Annotated in this window: 17 protein-coding genes; 9 read left to right on the top strand and 8 right to left on the bottom strand. The window is 66.5% G+C overall.

Features of this window, described 5'->3' with window-relative positions; translation table 11 throughout:
• Positions 1-156: 156 nt before the first annotated feature.
• A complete protein-coding gene (locus BLS52_RS13915) occupies positions 157-1,068 on the top strand; it encodes a phosphodiesterase (RefSeq protein ID WP_090587511.1) in 912 nt (303 codons plus the stop codon).
• Positions 1,069-1,081: 13 nt separating this feature from the next.
• Here the strand turns inward: BLS52_RS13915 and BLS52_RS13910 are convergent, their stop codons facing one another.
• Positions 1,082-2,497: a stealth conserved region 3 domain-containing protein gene (locus BLS52_RS13910; RefSeq protein WP_425425043.1), complete on the bottom strand. Its 1,416-nt coding sequence runs from the start codon at positions 2,495-2,497 to the stop codon at positions 1,082-1,084.
• A gap of 330 nt (positions 2,498-2,827) precedes the next feature.
• Here BLS52_RS13910 and BLS52_RS13905 point away from each other — a divergent pair, with 330 nt between their 5' ends.
• Complete coding sequence (locus BLS52_RS13905) at positions 2,828-3,358, top strand: ferritin (protein ID WP_090587507.1); 531 nt, start codon at positions 2,828-2,830, stop codon at positions 3,356-3,358.
• Complete coding sequence (locus BLS52_RS13900; RefSeq protein WP_245702876.1) at positions 3,355-4,056, top strand: PIG-L deacetylase family protein; 702 nt, start codon at positions 3,355-3,357, stop codon at positions 4,054-4,056. Before BLS52_RS13905 ends, BLS52_RS13900 begins: the two co-directional genes overlap by 4 nt.
• A 40-nt stretch (positions 4,057-4,096) precedes the next feature.
• Here the strand turns inward: BLS52_RS13900 and BLS52_RS13895 are convergent, their stop codons facing one another.
• The 3 genes from BLS52_RS13895 to BLS52_RS13885 all read right to left on the bottom strand — a co-directional run bounded on the left by BLS52_RS13895 (position 4,097) and on the right by BLS52_RS13885 (position 6,890).
• Positions 4,097-4,930 carry an MSMEG_6728 family protein gene (locus BLS52_RS13895; protein WP_090587506.1) on the bottom strand — a complete coding sequence of 278 codons (834 nt, stop codon included), beginning with the start codon at positions 4,928-4,930 and terminating at the stop codon, positions 4,097-4,099.
• 52 nt (positions 4,931-4,982) lie between these two features.
• On the bottom strand, positions 4,983-6,164 hold the full coding sequence (locus tag BLS52_RS13890) for a glycosyltransferase family 4 protein (RefSeq protein WP_090587504.1): 1,182 nt from the start codon (positions 6,162-6,164) through the stop codon (positions 4,983-4,985).
• 96 nt (positions 6,165-6,260) lie between these two features.
• A complete protein-coding gene (locus BLS52_RS13885) occupies positions 6,261-6,890 on the bottom strand; it encodes a DUF1684 domain-containing protein (RefSeq protein ID WP_026545615.1) in 630 nt (209 codons plus the stop codon).
• A gap of 40 nt (positions 6,891-6,930) precedes the next feature.
• On the opposite strand from BLS52_RS13885, the gene BLS52_RS13880 reads away from it, so the two are divergent.
• Together BLS52_RS13880 and BLS52_RS13875 are read left to right on the top strand one after the other, a co-directional pair.
• On the top strand, positions 6,931-7,683 hold the full coding sequence (locus BLS52_RS13880; protein WP_035779159.1) for a sulfite exporter TauE/SafE family protein: 753 nt from the start codon (positions 6,931-6,933) through the stop codon (positions 7,681-7,683).
• Positions 7,684-7,764: 81 nt separating this feature from the next.
• Positions 7,765-9,021 carry a cell division protein PerM gene (locus tag BLS52_RS13875; protein ID WP_425425042.1) on the top strand — a complete coding sequence of 419 codons (1,257 nt, stop codon included), beginning with the start codon at positions 7,765-7,767 and terminating at the stop codon, positions 9,019-9,021.
• Positions 9,022-9,024: 3 nt separating this feature from the next.
• Here BLS52_RS13875 and BLS52_RS13870 read toward each other — a convergent pair whose 3' ends face one another.
• The gene (locus BLS52_RS13870) at positions 9,025-9,462 is read right to left on the bottom strand and encodes an SRPBCC family protein (protein WP_026545618.1); all 438 of its coding nucleotides are present in this window, start codon (positions 9,460-9,462) and stop codon (positions 9,025-9,027) included.
• The gene (locus BLS52_RS13865) at positions 9,447-9,926 is read right to left on the bottom strand and encodes a hypothetical protein (protein ID WP_026545619.1); all 480 of its coding nucleotides are present in this window, start codon (positions 9,924-9,926) and stop codon (positions 9,447-9,449) included. Before BLS52_RS13865 ends, BLS52_RS13870 begins: the two co-directional genes overlap by 16 nt.
• Positions 9,927-9,979: 53 nt before the next feature.
• Between BLS52_RS13865 and purN the strand changes: the two genes are divergently transcribed.
• Positions 9,980-10,558, top strand: coding sequence for a phosphoribosylglycinamide formyltransferase (purN, locus tag BLS52_RS13860; RefSeq protein WP_026545620.1), 579 nt, complete (start codon positions 9,980-9,982; stop codon positions 10,556-10,558).
• Positions 10,559-10,667: 109 nt separating this feature from the next.
• On the opposite strand, the gene BLS52_RS13855 is transcribed toward purN, so the two are convergent.
• Both BLS52_RS13855 and BLS52_RS13850 read right to left on the bottom strand, forming a co-directional pair.
• Positions 10,668-13,376 (bottom strand): alpha-amylase family glycosyl hydrolase, encoded by a 2,709-nt coding sequence (locus BLS52_RS13855; RefSeq protein ID WP_090587502.1) that lies wholly within the window; start codon positions 13,374-13,376, stop codon positions 10,668-10,670.
• A 59-nt stretch (positions 13,377-13,435) separates the two neighbouring features.
• Positions 13,436-14,785 carry an MFS transporter gene (locus BLS52_RS13850; protein WP_090587500.1) on the bottom strand — a complete coding sequence of 450 codons (1,350 nt, stop codon included), beginning with the start codon at positions 14,783-14,785 and terminating at the stop codon, positions 13,436-13,438.
• 160 nt (positions 14,786-14,945) lie between these two features.
• Between BLS52_RS13850 and purH the strand changes: the two genes are divergently transcribed.
• From purH to BLS52_RS13835, 3 genes are all read left to right on the top strand, one after another.
• Positions 14,946-16,562, top strand: coding sequence for a bifunctional phosphoribosylaminoimidazolecarboxamide formyltransferase/IMP cyclohydrolase (gene purH, locus BLS52_RS13845; protein WP_090587498.1), 1,617 nt, complete (start codon positions 14,946-14,948; stop codon positions 16,560-16,562).
• Between the two features lie 72 nt (positions 16,563-16,634).
• Positions 16,635-18,854 carry an NADP-dependent isocitrate dehydrogenase gene (locus BLS52_RS13840; RefSeq protein ID WP_090587497.1) on the top strand — a complete coding sequence of 740 codons (2,220 nt, stop codon included), beginning with the start codon at positions 16,635-16,637 and terminating at the stop codon, positions 18,852-18,854.
• 146 nt (positions 18,855-19,000) lie between these two features.
• On the top strand, positions 19,001-20,026 hold the full coding sequence (locus BLS52_RS13835) for a bile acid:sodium symporter family protein (RefSeq protein ID WP_090587495.1): 1,026 nt from the start codon (positions 19,001-19,003) through the stop codon (positions 20,024-20,026).
• Positions 20,027-20,087 lie beyond the last annotated feature (61 nt).

Genomic DNA, 20,087 nt, shown 5'->3' with positions numbered 1-20,087 from the left:
GGCCGAACCCGGGTCCGAATAGCTTTCACGAGATCCAACACGGTGCGGAAAGTATTAACGGACTCGCCGTGTGATGTTCATCCCGGGGCAGGAATGCCTCTGCTTTGATGAAGGTTAAATGAAGTGAAAGCTATTCGAGCTATCGACAAGGCGATCATGAACTTCCGGACGGCCGAGCACCCACGGCCGCAACATTTTATCCTGCACATGAGCGACACCCACCTGGTGGGTGGCCCGGAACCCCTCTACGGGTCGGTGGACAGCGAGGCACGGCTTCGCCAGATCTTCGCCGACCTGGAGGCATCCGGATCCCGGCCGGAGGCAATTGTCTTCACCGGCGACCTCGCGGACAGAGGTGAAGCCAAGGCCTACGCCAAGCTCCGCAATATAGTGGAACCCGCCGCGCACAAACTCGGTGCGGAGGTCATCTGGGCCATGGGCAACCACGACGACCGCGCCACTCTCCGCAGCGAACTGCTCAACGAGCCCGCCGACACCGCCCCGCTCGACCGCAGCTATATGGTCAACGGCCTGCGAATCATCACGCTCGACTCGACGGTGCCCGGCCACCACCACGGCGAAATCAGCCACGAGCAGCTCGTCTGGCTCGCCAACGAACTGCTCACCCCGGCGCCGTATGGAACCATCCTGGCCCTTCACCATCCACCGGTCCCGTGTGTCCAGGACCTGGCCGTCCTGGTGGAACTCCGTGACCAGAGCCGGCTCGCCGACGTTCTCCGCGGTACCGATGTCCGCGCCATTCTCGCCGGACACCTGCACTACTCCACCAGCGCGCTGTTCGCGGGCATCCCCGTTTCGGTGGCCTCCGCCACCTGCTACACCCAGGACCTCACCTACGACGACGGCGGCACCCGCGGCCGGGACGGAGCGCAGGCTTACAATCTGGTCCACGTGTATGACGACACGGTGGTGCACTCCGTGGTGCCGATCGGCACCCATAGTGCGGTGGGCGAAACCGTTCCGCGCGAGGAGACACGCCGGCGCCTGGAAGCGGCCGGCGTGCAGATCGCTGCGGCGGCACCCGCCAGGGCGCTCACCGGCGTCTGACCGTACGGCTAGCCTACTTCTCCCAGGGAGCTTTCACGGGGAAGTACTTCTCCAGGAAATCCGTCACTACCCTTGCGCGTTCTTCGGCCGGAACTTCCGGGAAGCTGCCGTCATTGAGGCAGAACAGGTCCATGTTGCGCTTGTCCAGCAGCTTGTGCAGCTTGCGCAGGCCCGAACGCATGGTGGTGTCGATGTACTTCACCCTCGCAGACTCCTGGGTCACAGCCCGGCCGGTCAGCAGCGCGTAGTAGTGGTACAGCGAATTGGTGACGGAGATGTTGTCCTTCGCGCGGAACTTTGACGCCGCCGTAGCGGCGAATTCCTCCGCGAACTCGTTTTCCATCTCCTCCATGACGCTCTTGCGCAGAGGCGCCGCCGTATGTTCCAGATGGCGGGTGGTGATGCGACCGAAGCGTTCGTGAAGGAGGCGCCGGTTCACGCGCGCGGCGTTCTCGAAGCCGCTGCGTTCCGCATCGTTTTCGCCGAGCCCGATCCTGGTATCGGCCTGGATGAACTTGGTGATTCCGCCGGGGGAGAAGAACATGTCCGGGCCCACCGGACGGCCGAAGAACATGTCGTCATTGGAGTACAGGAAGTACTCGGAGAGTCCGGGAATATGGTGCAGCTGGCACTCGACCGCCTGGGAGTTGTACGTCGGCAGCACCGACGGGTCCTTGAAGTGCTCCTCCGAGCGGACCAGCGTCACTGAGGGGTGGTCGGCCAGCCAGTCGGGACGCTCGGAATCCGTAGCGATGAAGATGCGGCGGACCCACGGAGCAAACATGTAGACCGATCGCAGCGCGTACTTCAGCTCGTTGATCTGACGGTACCGGGCTTCATGATCGTCGCCCTCGCCCACGACGGCGTTCTTCATCCTGGCGGCCCTGGCGGCCAGGTACTCGGGGGAGCTGCCGTCCACCCAGGTGAACACCAGGTCGATGTCGAAGTCGATGTCGGTCGCATGGTCCGCGAACATGTTGTCGATGGTCGGCCACACCAGGCCGTGGCGTGTGACGGAACCGCGGACAACCTCGTTGGAGGGCAGGGTGCGCCGGGTCAGGGAGTTCTCCATGGGGAGGACAATCCGGTCGCCGTCCAGGGACCACAGCTCAATCTGCACTCCGGCCGAGGGGCCGAAGGTCAGGCCGCCGATCGGTTCGATCCGGGGCCGGAACAACCTGAAGATCCGGGCCTTATCGCTGGGGGAGAGGGCGCCGTCGGCCACCAGCAGCGTAGTGCGCCGCTTGGTGTCCACGGTGCGCGAGTAGAAGGGCTCGTTGCGGCACGCTTCCACGAGCGCTTCCCTGAGCCGCTCCCGGTTCTTCAGGTCCACCGCCACGACGGGGCGTTCATCATTACCGCGGACCAGCAGGTACTCGAGACCGGCGCGCTCGAGCGCCTCACGGATGAACAACAGGTCTTCAACCATGGCCTGGTGCGGCGTGGTATCCGTGTTGATGAGCGCGAAGCGCCGCTTGACCGTGGTGATGTCATCGCGGTCATTGAACCGGGCAACGGCGGCACTGGACGCCGACTCGAGCAGCTCGGTGTCGTTCTCCACTTCGGGCGCGCCGAAGTACACATCATGCTGGGCGGCGGTATCTGTAATGGGATCCTCCAACGGTGTCAACAATGCGGGTGAGGCCGGTGCGGCAGGCAGATTGCTTGCACGGCTGCTGCTCCAATGATAAGCCTGCCTACAGGTAGCCCTACCTATCTGGCGTGCTCCGCGGGGGTGCGCTGTAACGGAAGGAACGTCATGGCGGACCAAAGCTTCACAGGACTGTTGAGCCGGCAGATTGGAAACGAGTTCGCGGCATCCCAGCAATATCTGGCCATTGCCGTGTGGTTCGACGGGCAGGATCTGCCGCGTCTCGCGGCCCACTTCTACCGGCAGTCGCTTGAGGAACGCAACCATGCGCTGATGATGGTCCAGTACATGCTTGACCGGGGCCAGGACGTGCAGATTCCGGCCATCGAATCGGTGCGCAATGACTTCTCCTCGGTTGTTGAACCGATTGCGCTGGCCCTGTCGCAGGAGAAGCAGGTCACCGCGGACATCGAGGCGATGTTCGCCCAGGCCAGAAAACAGAACGACGCCCTCGGAGAGCAGTTCATGCTCTGGTTCCTCAAGGAACAGGTCGAGGAGGTGGCGTCCATGTCCACCCTCCTGACCATTGTGGAGCGGGCGGACAACCTGTTCGACGTCGAGAATTTCCTTGCGCGCGAAACCGTGGGCGACGCCGGCAACGATCCGAACATGCCGCCCACCGCAGGAGGCGCCCTGTGACGCTGGCGGAATTCCCCACGGACTGGCAGCGGGCGCTCGTGCTCATGGCTCACCCGGATGACCCGGAGTACGGCACGTCCGCCGCCGTCGCTGAATGGATTGCGCAGGGCAAGGACGTCCGCTATGTCCTCGCAACCCGTGGTGAGGCCGGCATCGAGGGGCTGCCGCCGGAGGAGAGCGGTCCGCTCCGTGAAGCTGAGCAGCGCGCCGCCTGTGACCGGGTAGGCGTGGAGGTGCTGGAATTCCTGGGCTATCCGGACGGGCGCCTGACGGAGTCACTCGACCTTCGGCATGACCTGGCCGCAGCGATCCGGAGGCACCGCCCGGACGGCGTCATCACCCTGAACCAGGGTGACACCTGGGGCCCCGGAACGTGGAACTCGGAAGATCACCGTGCACTGGGACGGTCGGTCCTGAATGCGGTCGGCGACGCCGCGAACGAGTGGATCTTCCCCGACCTGGAGGGTCCGCGGCATCAGGTGAAATGGACGGCAATCCTCAGCATGAACCCCACCCACGCCCAACAGGTCAGTGAGGAGAGCGTCGACAAGGCGATCCTCTCCCTCGCCGCGCATTCCCGGTACCTGCAGGCCCTGGACAGCAGGCCGGTTGAGGAGCAGGCCGCCGAGCAGGTCCGCCGGGCCATCGCCCGCGATGTCGGCGGCCCCGCCGTCAGCTTTGAGCTGTACGGGCTCTGAAAGCTGTATCGCCTCTAGACGGTGTTGCTGCGCCCCCGCTTCACCCGCCCGATGCGGCCGGCGCCTCCACCGCATAGAAGCGCCGCGGATCCTGCAGCAGCGCCGGATAGTCGAAGTCGCTGCGGCGCAGCCAGCCCGCCAGCGAAATGGGGCGGCGTGCGGTGCCCGGCGCGCCGTCGTCGTCCTTACCGCTGGTCAGCGGACCGAGGCTGCCAAGGCGGAGACGGGCACCACCGTCCAGAACGACGGCGGCAGCGTCGCCTTCGCGCACCAGTTCAGTGAAGGCCGCGTACTGGCGGGACCACTTCGGGACCGCCCGGCCGGCGGGCGGATGCCCGGGCAGGACGAGGGTGTCGCCGTCGGCAGTGTCCACCGGACCGTGCCATACCCAGAGGCGCTCGCCGACCGGTTCCACGGGAATCAGCTCAAGCTCCGGCTCCGGCCAGGAGTACGGCAGGTCGGCAGGGATGCCCGGGAACCGCTCACGGTAGAACTCGGGTGACTTCTGGATGAGGTTCGACTGGTGGCTGAGGTGGACGTCCGGGTTGCCGAGCCACGGCGGGAGCGCCGGTTCCGGACCGGAACCCGTCTGGAACGCGGCAGCGGAGTCCGGCGCGAACTCACTGATCAGCGGCGCGGTGCTGTCCGCGTGCCCGCGTGAAACCCACTCGCGGACCATCGCCAGCCCGTAGACCGTGAGGGCCGGGACGTAGCCCATCCACATGCGGGTGGCCGGGTGGTTACGCCAGCCGTAGTCCGGCAGCACCAGGGCACGGAGGATCTGCAGGGTCTCCACGCGCTGCTTGCCGAGCCGCGCCTGGTCGAGGACGGCGGCGCTGGCCGCGAAGTCGGGATAGGGCAGGAACGTCTGCATGCGGCCCAGTGTGCCACAGATGCTCAGCCTGCTTAGGAGACTGCCGGGCCCGTCAGCGAACCGCGGAGAAGCCGGTGCCCAGCACCGGGGTCCGGCGGTGCACCTCGATTGCCTCCGCGTAGTAGGAGACCAACTGCTCACACAGCACCGGCCAGGTGCGTCCCTGGACCGCGGCGTACGCTGCCCGTCCAAAGGCCCGGCGCTTGGTGTTGTCGCCGAGGAGGTCCATCACGCCGGCGTGAAGCTGGCTGAGTTCGCCCGGCGGGTACAGCCACCCGGTCCGGGACGAATCCACCAGGTCCAGCGGACCGCCACGGCCGACGGCGACTACCGGAACTCCCGAGGCCATTGCCTCCTGGATGGTCTGGCAGAACGTCTCGGATTCGCCCGGGTGCACAAAGATATCAAAGGAGGCAATCATCCGCGCCAGGTCATCCCCGGACCGGAACCCGGCGAAATAAGCGCCGGGCAGCTTCTGCTGCAGCGATTCCTTCGCGGGACCGGATCCGACCACCACGAGCTTTGTCCCCGGAACAGCGTCCAGCCCGGCGAGATCCTCCACCTGCTTCTCGGCCGCGAGACGTCCCACGTACCCGATGATCTTCGCTCCGGCCGGAGCTATCGAGCGGCGCCACGCGTCGTCGCGCTTATCCGGAGTGAAGCGGGACGTGTCCACTCCGCGGCGCCAGAGCCGCAGCCGGGGGATGCCGCGTGAGTCGAGCTGCCTCAGCGCGAACGACGACGGCGCAAGCGTCAGCGTGGACCCCCGATGGATGTTCTCGACGCGCTGCCAAAGCAGATTCTCGGCCCACGGAACACCGTACCGGGCGGCGTAGGCGGGAATCTCCGTCTGGTACACCGAGACCGTGGGCAGCCCCAGCTGCACAGCCGCCTGCACTGCACGCCAGCCCAGCACAAACGGGGACGCCACATGCACCACGTCGGGAGCGAAGTCGGCGAGGATGCGCCGCACCCGGGCCACCGTGCCGGCCGCCAGCCGTACGTTGGCGTACCCGGTGAGCGGGAAGGACGGCAGCGTCAGAACGGGGAAACCTTCCACCGACGCGGGCGCCGTGCTCTCCGCCCAGGACGCCGTGTCCCGCCAGGACGACGACGGCGCAATCACCAGCACGTCATCACCCCGGCTCCTCAGGTGCGCCAGCACCTTCAACAGGGAGTGGGTCACCCCGTTCATGTGCGGAAGGAACGATTCGGCAACCACGGCAACTCTCACGCTTGCGATGGTGGCAGCACCGTCTGTGCACCCGGCGAGCGGGAGGTTGCGCCCGGGTGAACTCTGCCCCAGCGGGCGGTGCCCCAGTACCCGGTATCAGTACGCGGTGTACAGCTCCCCGACCGGCAGGGATACCTCAAGCCGGTTGTCCGGCCCGGGAAGCGGGCACGCCCACGCCTCGTCATAGGCGCACGACGGGTTGTAGGCGAAGTTCAGGTCCACGACCAGCCGGCCGTCGCGCTCGCCGAGGTGGGCCCCCTTGATTGTGTCGAGCACGTACCGGCCGCCGCCGTAGCTTCCGCCTTCCACACCGGAGGAGCCGTCCCGCAGCGGCAGGAAAAGCCCGCCGCCGTAGGACTTCAGCCGCCAGAGGGCCAGGCGCCCGACGCCGTCGAGCACCACACTGCCGAGCCGTTCGAAGGGCACCACCCCGTCCGTCCCTGTTGGGACCTCCATGAGCTGGCCGGCGCCGTCGTCGTCAATGTCCGCCTCGAACCGGAAGTCCGGGTTGTAGGCGGCCACAGTGAGGCCGGTGAAGTTCTCCCGCGCCGACGGCGGGAGGGGCGAGGCAGCGTGGCCGGCGAAGAGCCGGTCGCGGCCGGTGCGCCAGTGTGCGTGAGCCAGTGCGGGGGAGCCGGACGCGGCGGCGTCGCGGACGTCGGCGTAGAGGGCGAAAACCTCCCGGCGCCACTGTGCGGTGCTGAGGGCTGTTGCTGCCTGGGTCATAGTGTGAGCCTAACTGTTGCCTGGGCGTACTGTGTCTAGCGTGACCATCGCGCTGTTCATCCTCGTCCTGGGTCTTATTGTGGTGGGCGCAGTCGCCCAGCGCATCGCCGGGTTGGGATTTGCGCTGCTCGTTTCCCCGTTCCTCGTGCTGATCCTGGGCCCGCACGAGGGCGTGCTGCTGGTCAACATCTGCGGGGTGGTCTCTTCCACCTTCATTGTGTCGCGCGTGTGGAAAGACATTAACTGGAGCATGTTCCGCTGGCTGACCATCCCAGCGGTCTTCGGTTCGGTCGGTGGTTCAATTGCCGCCGTCGGGCTGCCCAGCGCGCCGCTTTCGGTGACTGTTGCCGCCGTCGTACTGGCTGGGCTGACCATCTCGCTCGTGCTGCAGCGCTCCGCAGTGGTGGTCACCGGGAACCGCTCCAAAGTGGTCGCAGGGGTTGCGGCCGGGCTGACCAACTCGATGGCGGGCGTCGGCGGGCCCGCGGTCAGCGCCTACGCGCTGCTGGCAAGGTGGCCGCAGCGGCCGTTCGCCGCCACCCTGCAGCCGTTCTTCGCGGTCATCGGGTCGGTCACGGTGCTTGTGAAGCTCCTCATCGATCCGGGTCAGGTGCCCCCGCTGGAGACCTGGATGTGGTTCCTTATCCCGGTCTCGATCATCCTCGGCATCTTCGCAGGGGAGCGCCTCGCCCGATACATCCATGACCGGCAGGCCCGCTTCGCCGTCATCGTGATCGCTTTCCTCGGCGCGGGTACCGCCCTGGCCAAGGGGCTCACGGACCTGCTGGGCTGAGGTCTCCGACGACCGCACGCGTGAGGCAGGTCGCCGAGTCGTTCAGCGGCTGGTGCCGCCGCCGGTGGCACCATGGAAGTAATGAAACTCCCCACCAAGCCCCGCGCGCTGCCCATGCCCCTGTGGCTTCAGGGCGCCTTCGAGCTGGGACAGGCCGCGGTCATCTCCGCACTGATTGTCCTGGTTCCCCTCTGCGCGGTCTGGCTGGCGGGCGGATTCGCGGCGCGGGACGCCCTGGGTACGGCGCAGCTCGCCGCCCAGTCCTGGCTGGTGCTGCACGGGGCGCCGCTGCACCTCGCGCTGCCCGTCGGCGGTACCGGCCTGCTGTGGGCGGTTCCCCTTGCGTTGACGCTTATTCCGTTCCTCCTTGCCTGGCGCGCCGGCCGGCGCCTCGCACGCGCCTCCTACACTGACCAGCTCTGGCAGGCGCTGCTGGGTGCGCTCGCGGTGTACGCCCTGTTCGGTCTCGGTGCCGCGTACCTGGCCGACGACGGCGCCACCTCCGCACCGCCTGCAGCCGGAGCCTCGGTGCCGCTCATCGCAGCCGGCGCCGGCGTGCTCATTGGCGCGTACCGCGAAGCCGGGTCATGGGGACGGCTGATCGGCGTGGACCTTGCGGAGTGGATCTCGACCACCAGCCAGCATTCCCGGTGGGCCGGATCCTACGTGTGGTCCGCGGTGCGGGCGGCGTTCCTCGCCGTCATAGCCGCGCTCGGCCTGTCGGCGCTTCTGCTCGCGGTGACGCTCGCCATCCACTGGGCCGCCATCGCCACCATCTACGAGAGGCTCGACGCCGGCATGATCGGCGGCGCCGTGGTCACCATCGGCCAACTCGGCTTCCTGCCGAACCTCGCCGTCTGGACCCTGGCCTGGTCCTCCGGGGCCGGGTTTGCCCTGGGAACCGGAAGTTCCATCAGTCCGCTGGCGACGACGGCCGGACCGTTGCCCGCGATCCCCCTTCTCGGTGCGGTCCCCTCCGGGGTACTGGAGTACGGCCTGGCGGCCCTGGCGCTGCCCGTCGCCGCGGGAATCCTGGCTGGATGGTGGTTCCTCCGCGAGGGTGAGAACCATTTCGATGAGTGGCTGCAGCTGAAGACGGACGCCCGCTGGTTCACCGCCGCCGCTTCCACGCTCACGCTCGGGGTGTTTGTCGGGGTACTGGCCGGAGCGGCCACGGCCGTTCTGGCGCTCGCGTCGCGGGCCTCGGTCGGCGTGGGGCGGTTCGTCGATCTCGGGCCTGACCCGCTCTGGACGGGACTGCTGGTGGCCGCGGAGGTGGGGATCGGCGTCGTCATCGGTTACGCTGCCGGCCCCATGCTGGAGCGGGAGTCGAAGTAACCCTCAGCGGGATTCGAGCAGCCGCTTCAGGTTCTGCAGGTCTTTGGTGTTGGCCTTGCGCATGGACAGCTCAAGCACCGGTCCGAGGATCCGGAAGAACCCGCGTGGCTGGCCGGTATTGCGCAGCTCCATGCGGGTGGCGCCCGGCCCGGCGTCGGCCCAGCTGTAGCTGGTCTCCATCGGGAAGGGGCCTTCAGCGGTGCGCATCACGAGACGCTCCGAGGGGTTGTACGCGACGATTTCGTAGACGTAGGACAGCGTCCGGCCGAGGAACCTGGCGGAGAACGCCACCCGCGATCCCTCCTCGAGGACCGGTTCGGTCAGCCACCGCGCCGAATCGATGTTGACGTACCACTCGGGTGCATTGGCGGGGTCCGACGCATACGCGGACACCTTCCCGCGCGGACGGTCAACGGTGATGGTGGTTACGACGTCGACCATGGGATCTCCTGAGGGGCAACGGAGCGTGTCTCCAATAGACCGCCAAGGTTGCGCAGGTCCTCTTCACACTGCCGCTGCGCCTTGGACGTAAGCGCTGTGGCCATGCACTGTTCGTAGCGCTCGGTGATGGGCCAGAGCAGGATGGCCGCGCCCGTCCCCAGGGTGAGGAAGAGGGATGCCACCAGGCCCACCGTCGTCGAGATCCGCAGCATCGCCGGGGCCTTCTGCCTCACCAGGCTGACGAGGGCGAGGATGCCGACGGTCAGCGCTGCCAGGCTGAAGACCAGGCCGAGCACCTTCCATGGCAGCGGGAAACTGGAGCCCAGGAGCGCACCGAGGAGCAGGAGCATGAACACGCGCAGCAGCGTACGGGTTGCGGCGATCTCCTTCTCCGACGGCTGGGGAGTGTGCCCGGAGGGTTTGCCGGGCCGGGCCGCTGGACCGGAGGGCGCGGGAGTGTTCATCCCTCAACCCTAGGACACCCAGTGGGGGCCCTCGGACGGTACGCTTGGGTCCCATGCGCATCGTTGTTCTCGTTTCCGGTACAGGCTCGAATCTGCAGGCGGTGATCGATGCGGTGCAGTCGGGAGACCTGCCGGTGGAGATCGCCGCTGTGGGTGCTGACCGACCGGGTACCTACGGTGTTGAACGCGCTGCCGCGGCGGGCATTCCCACCTTTGTGGTGGACTTCAAGCAGTACGGCAACCGCACTGAATGGAACGCGGACCTGACCGAACGCACAGCGGCCTACGATCCGCACTACGTGGTTTCCTCCGGGTTCATGCGCATTGTCGACCAGCAGTTCCTCGACCGGTTCCCCAACCGCTACCTCAACACCCACCCGGCGCTGCTCCCGAGTTTTCCCGGTGCACACGGGGTCCGGGACGCCCTTGCCTACGGCGTGAAAGTCACCGGCTGCACGGTGATGATCGCTGACGCGGGGATCGACACCGGGCCGATCCTCTCCCAGGCCGCCGTGCCCGTGCTTGACGACGACACCGAAGAGACCCTTCACGAACGCATCAAGGTCCAGGAGCGCGCCCTGCTCATCGAAACGCTCCGGGACCTCGCCACACTCAACGGATCCACCGCTTAACGGGTCCACCGCTTAAGGATCTGCCACTTAACGGATCGAGCGGGCGCCTGGAACGCTCCATCCGCGTGGGATGGGGTCATAGGCGCCCGCTCGATTCGGGGCGGGGTAACTACTCCGCGGTGATGAGGTGCGTGCGGTGGTCGTAGGTGAAGGTGACCGGACCGCCGTCGTGCTCCAGGACCAGGTTGCTCCCACCCGGGCCGCCGCCGGCGCCGTAGTTCTCATCCCAGCTCTTGTCGATGGCGACCTTGTACTCGTAGGTCCCGCCGATGATGTCCACCGTGAGCCGCCACAGGCCGTCGTCGCCGAGGGTCATCTGTGCCTCATCGCAGTCGGGCAGCCAGTCACCGGGGCAGCCCATCTCCGAGTTGAAAGCACCGGGCACGGACACGGCACCCGGCTGGACCACCACCGGATCACCGACGGTCACCGTCCGCACGTTGCTTACGGCCCCGCCGAGCACCGCACGGTACTGAAGCTGGGTGTCATCCGGCAGGTCGAGGCCTGAGATGTCATCCGTATAGGTGTAGGCGGGGGATGAGCTGTCGGAAGCGATTTCCTCCCAGGCGCCGCCGTCCACGCTGCGCTCGAAGGAGACCACGTTGGTTGCCTTCTCGGGGTCGGCGACAGCGCTGAGTTCCACCGCGTCCCGGACACGGGCGTTCTCCTCCGGTGCCTCCAGGGTCACTACCGGAGCCGGAGCCTCGGCGCTCACCACGCCGCTGCCGCCGGTGTGGCCCTTGTTGTCCAGGACCACGGCGCGGTACTCGAGTCCGGTGCCGGGATCGAGCGCCGCAACGTCATGGAAGACGCGGTATGGCGCGTTGTCATCGGTGCCGATCGGTGTCCAGTCCCCGCCCGCGGTACGGGCTTCGAAGGAGACCTGGTAGAAGGAGGAACCGTCGACGTCGGCCTCAACCAGCATGCGCCCGTTGTCCCCTTCGGTCGGGGCCGGCTGGGAAAGGCTGATCGCCGGAGCCGCCTTTGATGCCGGAATGCGTCCGGAGGCCTCATAGACGACGGCGGACAGCGGCGGCACCGTAACGGTGACGGTCCCGTTGCGGGCTGACTTCACCCGGTCCTCGCCCTCGCCGTAGATGGACGTGAACGTCCGTGCGGGCATATAGGTGGGGATCTCCGCCGTCTGCGCCTCTTCGCTGTTGTTCAGTGCGACGACGTATTCCCGCTGACGTTCGGTGTCGATCCGGGAGAAGGCGTAGATTCCGGCGCCCTCGGCTGCGTAGCGGTGCTGGTGGGCTCCGTTGCGCAGGGCGGGATGCTTCCCGGTGATGCCGGCCAGGGCGCCGATGGTCTTGTACAGCGGGTGGTCGGTGTTGAAGTTGTCCTGCGCGTGGGTGGCGTCGGTGCCGAGCAGGTCATCATCAAGGTAGTCGGCCACCTGGCTGGCAAAGAGCGTCTGCCGGGCGTCCTGGTCTCCGCCGGGTCCGGTGAAGCCCTGCTCATCGCCGTAGTAGATCACGGGGTTGCCGCGCGAGAAGTACATCAGCTCGTGCGCCAGTTCGTCGCGGGCCAGCAGCTCGTCCTCACCGGCACCGGGATTGTCGGCGGCCACGAACCCGCCGATGCGGCCCATGTCATGGTTGCCCAGGAAGGTGGGCAGGCTGTACGCGTTGGAGTCGGCGTCGGTGTACCAGTCGTCTCCGAGGAAGAATTCGCCGAGCCGGCCTGCGTCCGCGCTTCGCGACGCAAAGCTGCGGGCGGCGTCCTGGAACGGGAAGTCCAGTACGGCCTGCATGGAGTTCCGGGTGGTGTACTGCGAGGTGAAGTCCTTGGTGGTGTCATAGACCTCGCCGAACATGAAGAACTCATCCTTGCCCTGCTCATGGGCGAACTGGAGGACGTCCGGACCGAATTCCTGCCAGAACGCGTCGTCGACATGCTTCATGGTGTCGATGCGGAAACCGTCCACGCCGAAGTCCGCGATCCAGGTCTGGTAGATGTCCTTCATGCCGTCCACCACCACGGGGTGTTCGGTGAACAGGTCATCGAGGCCGAAGAAGTCGCCGTAGTAGGCGTCCTCGCCGGCGAAGGTGGTGTCACCACGGTTGTGGTAAAGGTTCGGGTCGTTGAGCCAGGCCGGAACCTTCAGGTCTTCCTCGCCCGGTTCCAGCACCGGCGTGTAGGGGAATGACACCGACGGATCGAGGGCCGGGAAGCGGTCGCTGCCGGCCACGTCGCGGTCATCGAACGGTTCGCCCGCCGCAGTGCGGTAGGGCTCCTCGTCCTTGGAGACGTACGGCATGCGGGCGCCTTCCTCGTACCCGATGACGTCCGCGGTGTGGTTGGTGATGATGTCGAAGTAGACCTTCATGCCCCGGGAGTGGGCCTCGTCGATGAGTGCCTTGAGGTCCTCGTTGGTGCCCAGGTGCGGGTCGATCTGCGTGAAGTCGGTGATCCAGTAGCCGTGGTAGCCCGCTGAGTTGTCAGCCGGCTGGACTGCCTTGTTCTTGAAGCTGGGGGTCAGCCAGATGGAGGTGGTGCCGAGGCCCTCGATGTAGTCGAGTTTGTCCAGCAGGCCTTTGAGGTCACCGCCGTTGTAGAAGCCCTTCCGGGTGGGGTCAAAGCCGGACACCGACGGATCAGGTCCCAGTCCGCCGTCGTCGTTGGCCGTACTGCCGTTGGCAAAACGGTCAGCCATTACAAAATAGAAGTTTTCGTCCGTCACCGGTGCACGCAGCGACTGCTGCGCTTCGGCGGTGTCGGCGGACTCGGCGGGCGAAGCCAGCGCGGGCAGGGCGGTGCCGGTGGCTGCAAGCAGGGATGCAAGCACAACGGCGGTGGTATTGCGGGCAATCATGAGACCTCCAGGGAGAGTGAACCCCAACAGCGTGTCTCACATCACATTTAGGTGTCAAATCAAATGCGGGCGCCACGGGTCTCGGGAGCATTGAACGCCATCCACACCACGGCCACCAGAACCAGCAGGCCAGTCACGGCGAAGGTCAGCGGCAGGCCCAGGTACGGCCAGAGCAGGGAGCCGAAGATCAGCGGCACAAGGCCCGCCCCGACGCGCGACACCGTCGACGCCCAACCGAACCCGGAACCGCGCAGTTCCGTGGGGTACAGCTCCGAGACGTACGTGTACAGGACCGGGATGGCCACCTGGATGGTGAAGCCGAACGCCAGCAGCCAGACGGTGGCCACCACGGGCAGCTCCACCGTGAGAGCGAAGACCACCAGTACGACGGCGGACAACGGGCCTGATACCGCAAGGATCCATTTCCTGCCCACCCGCTCCACGAGCAGTGCGGCTGCAACCACGCCGAGGAAGCCGATGCCGGTCATTCCGGCCGTGGTCAGGAACGCCACCGACTGGCGGTACCCGGAGGCGATGAGGATCTGCGGCATCCAGGTCAGGGCGCCGTAGTAGACCAGCAGGATGGACAGGAACAGGCCCCACGCGGCGAGGGTGATGCGCCAGTTGAAGCGCCAGAGCGCCGTGAACTGCCCGGTGAGGCCGCCCAGGGTGAGCTTGGGGTCGTCTCCGGCCGGCGGGAGACGCCATTCGCGGATCGCGCCGCCGGTACTTTTGACCAGTTGGTCGATCACTGCCTTCGCCTCGGCGGTGCGTCCGCGCTGCACGAGGTAGAGAGGCGACTCGGGCACCGAGCGGCGCACCCAGAACACCAGGAGCGCCGGCAGCACCATGACGAGCATCAGGTACCGCCAGTCCCCGAACGTGGCGATCAGGATTGCGGACACTACACCGCACAGGCCCGCCCCGATGGGCCACCAGCCGTCCATAGCGGTAAGCACCCGGCCGCGGTGCTTCCGCGGCGTGAACTCGCCCACCAGGGCGTAGTCCACGGGGATGCAGCCGCCGAGGCCGAATCCGGCGAGGAAGCGGAAGACGCAGAACCAGACGAGGTCGCCGGAGAACGCGCCCAGCACCGTGAAGATGGAGAAGATCAGGAGGGTGGCGGTGAATGCCTTCTTCCGCCCGATCAGATCCGCAATGGACCCCCAGGCGAATGCACCCACGGCCATGCCGATGAGGTTCGAGGTGCCCACCCAGGCGGCCTGTCCCGGTGTCAGGCCCCACTCGTCGGACAGCAGCGGGATGAGGTAGCCGTTCAGCGTGACATCCCAGGCATCGAACATGAACCCGAGTCCGCCGATGAGGAAGATCTTGCCCTGGACCCGCCAGCGCCAGGGCAGGTCCTGGACCACCTGATCGCCGGTGGGGAGCTCGGTAGAAGTACTCACGGTTCCATCCTGACAGGCCGGCCTGGCGCTGGCTCGCTCGTTGGGAGTGACTCGAACACCTTACCGCCGCGGTGTCACGGAGCCGTCCGGCCGATCAGCTGGAGGCGCCGGTGTTTTAGACTAGGGGCTAACCCACAGCACCCGTCCCCTGGAGACCCGCGTGACCTTGACCAACCTTGACCGTGTTCCCATCCGCCGCGCGCTGATTTCCGTCTATGACAAGACCGGGCTGGAGGAACTCGCTCAGGGGCTGCACAGGGCCGGCGTCCGGATTGTCTCCACCGGCTCGACCGCCAAGACCATCGCCGCCGCCGGAATCCCCGTCCAGCAGGTTGAGGAGGTCACCGGATCTCCTGAAATGCTCGACGGCCGGGTCAAGACCCTGCATCCGCGGGTCCACGGCGGGATCCTCGCGGACCGCCGCGTCGCCGCGCACATGGACACCCTCGCCGACATGCAGATCGAGGCCTTTGACCTGGTGGTGGTCAATCTCTACCCGTTCGTGGAGACGGTGCGTTCCGGCGCCGCCGCGGACGACGTCGTCGAGCAGATCGACATCGGCGGCCCCGCCATGGTGCGCTCGGCCGCGAAGAACCACGCGGCGGTGTCCATCGTGGTGGACCCGTCCTTCTACGGCAGCGTGGTCCGCGCTGCGGGGGAGGGCGGCTTCGACCGGAAGACCCGCCAGCGGCTGGCCGCCCGCGCCTTCGCGCACACCGCGGCCTACGACAACGCGGTTGCCACCTGGACGGCCACCCAGTTCCAGGACGAGGACGACGACGGCGTGATCGACTGGCCTGCCTACGCCGGCCTGGCACTTGAACGCTCCGAGGTGCTGCGCTACGGCGAGAACCCGCACCAGCAGGCAGCGCTCTATGTGGACAAGGCCGCACCGGCGGGAATTGCGCAGGCCGACCAGCTGCACGGCAAGGCGATGAGCTACAACAACTTCGTCGACGCTGACGCCGCGCTGCGCGCCGCGTATGACTTCAACGAGCCCGCCGTCGCCATCATCAAGCACGCCAACCCGTGCGGGGTTGCCGTGGGGTCCGCGGGCGCGGTCGACCCGATCGCCGACGCCCACGCCAAGGCCCACGCCTGCGATCCGGTCTCGGCCTTCGGCGGGGTGATCGCAGCGAACCGGCCCGTCACGGCGGCCATGGCCCGGACCGTCAAGGACATCTTCACCGAGGTCGTCATCGCTCCCGGGTTTGATCCCGAAGCAGTGGAGATTCTTTCCCAGAAGAAAAACATCCGCCTGCTCGCCCTGCCCGAGGGCTACGACCGCTACCCGACCGAGCTGCGCCAGGTATCCGGCGGCGTTCTGGTCCAGGTGGTGGATGCAGTAGATGCCGACGGCGACAACCCGGACAACTGGACCCTCGCCGCCGGGGAAGCGGCCGATCCTGCAACCCTCGCTGACCTCGCCTTCGCCTGGACCGCCTGCCGCGCCGCGAAATCCAACGCGATCCTCCTCGCCCGCGACGGTGCCGCCGTCGGCGTCGGAATGGGGCAGGTCAACCGGCTGGATTCCTGCAAGCTTGCGGTGGAGCGCGCCAACACGCTGGCCGGAGAAGGTCACGAGCGCGCCCGCGGTGCCGTGGCGGCGTCGGACGCTTTCTTCCCGTTCGCGGACGGACTGCAGATCCTGCTCGACGCCGGTGTGCGCGCCGTCGTCCAGCCGGGAGGATCGGTGCGTGACCAGGAAGTCATTGACGCTGCCAACGCGGCTGGCATCACCATGTACTTCACCGGCGCACGCCACTTTTTCCACTAAACCGGTACGTTAGAGACAGACGAAGCAACAACAGTTTCAGCACCAGAAGAGCCCCTCAGGAGACGCCTCACCATGGCAAAAATCATCTATACCCACACCGACGAAGCGCCGATGCTGGCCACGTACTCGTTCCTGCCGATCATCGAGGCCTTCGCATCGACGGCGGGTGTGGAGGTTGAAACCCGCGACATTTCGCTGGCCGGGCGCATCATCGCCACGTTCAGCGACTACCTCACCGAAGAGCAGCGCATCGGCGACGCCCTCGCCGAACTGGGGGAGCTGGCCAAGAAGCCGGAAGCCAACATCATCAAGCTGCCCAACATCAGCGCGTCCGTTCCGCAGCTGAAGGCGGCAATCACCGAACTCCAGGGGCAGGGGTACGCCCTTCCCGATTACCCGGACAGCCCTTCCAGTGACGAGGAAGCCGACGTCCGCGCACGGTATGACAAGATCAAGGGCTCCGCGGTCAATCCGGTCCTCCGCGAGGGCAACTCCGACCGCCGCGCCCCCCAGTCGGTGAAGAATTACGCGCGCAAGAACCCGCACTCCATGGGTGCCTGGACCCCCGAGTCCAGGACCAACGTTGCAACCATGAGCAACGGCGATTTCCGGTCCAACGAGAAGTCGGTCGTCATGGGCTCGGATGATTCGCTGACCATCCAGCATGTCGCCCAGGACGGCACGGTCAATGTCCTGAAGAAGGCGTTCCCGGTCCTCGCCGGTGAGGTCATCGACGGGACCGTTATGCGTGCAGCGGCCCTGGATGAGTTCCTCGCCGCCCAGGTGGAGCGTGCCCGGAATGAGGGCGTGCTGTTCTCCGCCCACCTGAAGGCAACCATGATGAAGGTGTCGGATCCGATCATCTTCGGGCACATTGTCCGCGCCTTCCTGCCCGAGGTTTTCGCGACCTACGGCGAGCAACTCCAGGCAGCCGGCCTCAGCCCCAACAACGGGCTGGCCTCCATCCTGAGCGGCCTTGAGAAGCTGCCGGAAGGCACCCGCGGCGAGGTGGAGTCGGCCATCCGCAAGGGCATCGAGGACGGCCCCAAGCTCGCCATGGTTGATTCCGACAAGGGCATCACCAACCTCCACGTGCCGAGCGACGTGATTGTCGACGCCTCCATGCCCGCGATGATCCGCACCTCCGGCCACATGTGGGGCCCGGACGGCGAAGAGGCAGACACGCTTGCTGTGCTGCCGGACAGCTCCTACGCGGGCATCTACCAGGTGGTCATTGATGACTGCCGTGCCAACGGTGCGTTCGACCCCACCACCATGGGAACCGTCCCGAACGTCGGCCTGATGGCCCAGGCTGCCGAGGAATACGGCAGCCACAACAAGACCTTCGAGATTGACACCCCGGGCACCGTGCAGATCGTGGACGGCTCCGGCAACGTGCTGATCGAGCACGAGGTCGAGCCGGGGGACATCTGGCGCGCATGCCAGACCAAGGACATCGCCATCCGCGACTGGGTGAAGCTCGCGGTCACCCGTGCGCGTGCCTCCGCCACGCCGGCCGTGTTCTGGCTGGACGAGGAGCGCGCCCACGACGCCAACCTCATCGCCAAGGTCAACGAGTACCTCAAGGAGCACAACACTGAGGGCCTCCAGCTCGAGATCCTCTCCCCGGTGAAGGCAACCGCCTTCACACTGGAGCGCATCCGCAAGGGTGAGGACACCATCTCCGTCACGGGCAACGTCCTGCGTGACTACCTGACGGACCTGTTCCCCATTCTTGAGCTCGGTACCAGCGCCAAGATGCTCTCGATTGTTCCGCTCATCAACGGCGGCGGCCTCTTCGAGACGGGCGCCGGCGGATCGGCTCCCAAGCATGTTCAGCAGCTCGTCCGCGAGAACCACCTGCGCTGGGACAGCCTGGGCGAGTTCCTCGCGCTCGCGGTCAGCTTCGAGCACCTGGCAACCACCGCAGGGAACGCACGCGCCCAGATCCTGGCGGACACGCTGGACCGGGCAACCGCCACCTTCCTCCTGGAGAACAAGTCGCCGAGCCGCAAGGTCGGCGAGATCGACAACCGTGGAAGCCACTTCTACCTCGCGCAGTACTGGGCCAAGGAACTGGCAGCACAGAGCGAGGACTCTGAGCTGGCGGCGGCATTCTCTGCGGTCGCGGAACAGCTGACGTCCAACGAGGACACCATTGTGTCCGAGCTGCTAGCAGTCCAGGGGACACCCGTGGATATCGGCGGCTACTACCACCCGGACATCACCAAGGTGGTTGCCGTGATGCGTCCATCACAGAAGTTCACCGAGGTCCTCTCAACCCTGAGCTGACTTCGACTCCAGAAGGCCCCGTACCCGTGCCGCCCGGCGCGCGTCCGGGGCCTTCGGCGTTCTCCGGTTCAAGTATTTAGGTGCCTCCTGTAACAATTCCGGACCGGATTCTGCCGCCAAGAATTGCTCGTGCTACTTCTTGAAGCATGAACTCGCACGACCCCGCACCCTCCGCACAGTCCGCCGCACTCGCGGGATCCGCCGCATCAGCCGAGGAACGGAACGCCCGCGTAGCGGTCACGATCTTCCCCCTGCTGATACTGGGCGGTGGTGCCATAGCGCTGTTCATGCCCACGGCCTTCACGGGTCTTGCTCCCGCCATCAACCCGCTCCTCGGCGTGATCATGTTCGGGATGGGCCTGACGCTCACTCCGCCGGACTTCGCTGTGATTGCGAAGCGGCCTATCCCCGTTGTGATCGGTGTTGTAGCCCAGTACCTGGTGATGCCTCTCCTGGGGCTCCTGGTTGCTTCCGTCCTCGGGCTCCCGGCCGCCCTCGCAGCCGGCGTGATTCTGGTGGGCTGCTGCCCCGGTGGTACGGCGTCCAACGTGGTGTCCTACCTCGCCAAGGGCGACGTGGCGCTGTCTGTTGCGATGACCACGGTGTCCACCCTCCTGGCTCCCGTCCTGACCCCGCTCCTCACCCTCTGGCTGGCCGGACAGTACCTCCCGGTCGACGCCGGTTCCATGGCGTGGTCGATCGTCCAGATTGTGCTCATCCCTGTAGCACTCGGTCTGGCAGCACGCCTGCTGCTTCCCGGCCTCGTGGCGAAGGCGCTTCCCGTGTTGCCCTGGATTTCGGTAGTAGCGATCACGCTGGTGGTCATGGCTGTTGTGGGTCTGAGCGCCGAAGCCATCTTCTCCGCCGGACTGCTGGTGCTCCTGGCCGTGGTTCTTCACAATGGTCTCGGTTACGCCGTCGGTTATGGGGCAGCCCGGCTCTTCAAGCTGCCGGTCCGTGCCCGGCGAACCACTTCCGTGGAGGTCGGGATGCAGAACTCCGGTCTTGCCGCCGGGCTTGCACGAACACACATGACCCCCGAGGCAGCACTTCCGGCGGCAATCTTCTCGGTGTGGCATAACGTGTCGGGTGCGCTCCTGGCTGCCTACTGGCGGCGCCGCGGACTGGCTGATGCGGAGGACAACACCGCCGTCGCAGGCGTTGCGAGCTAACTTCTGCCGCTTCCTCCGCCGGGGTCCTGTCCGGGGGTTTACACCGGAACCGCCCCGTGCT

Source organism: Arthrobacter subterraneus (assembly GCF_900099735.1).
Taxonomy (GTDB): Bacteria; Actinomycetota; Actinomycetes; order Actinomycetales; family Micrococcaceae; genus Arthrobacter_D; species Arthrobacter_D subterraneus.
The sequence above is the reverse complement of the archived record's forward strand: the minus strand, read 5'-3'. Positions and strand labels throughout refer to the sequence as shown.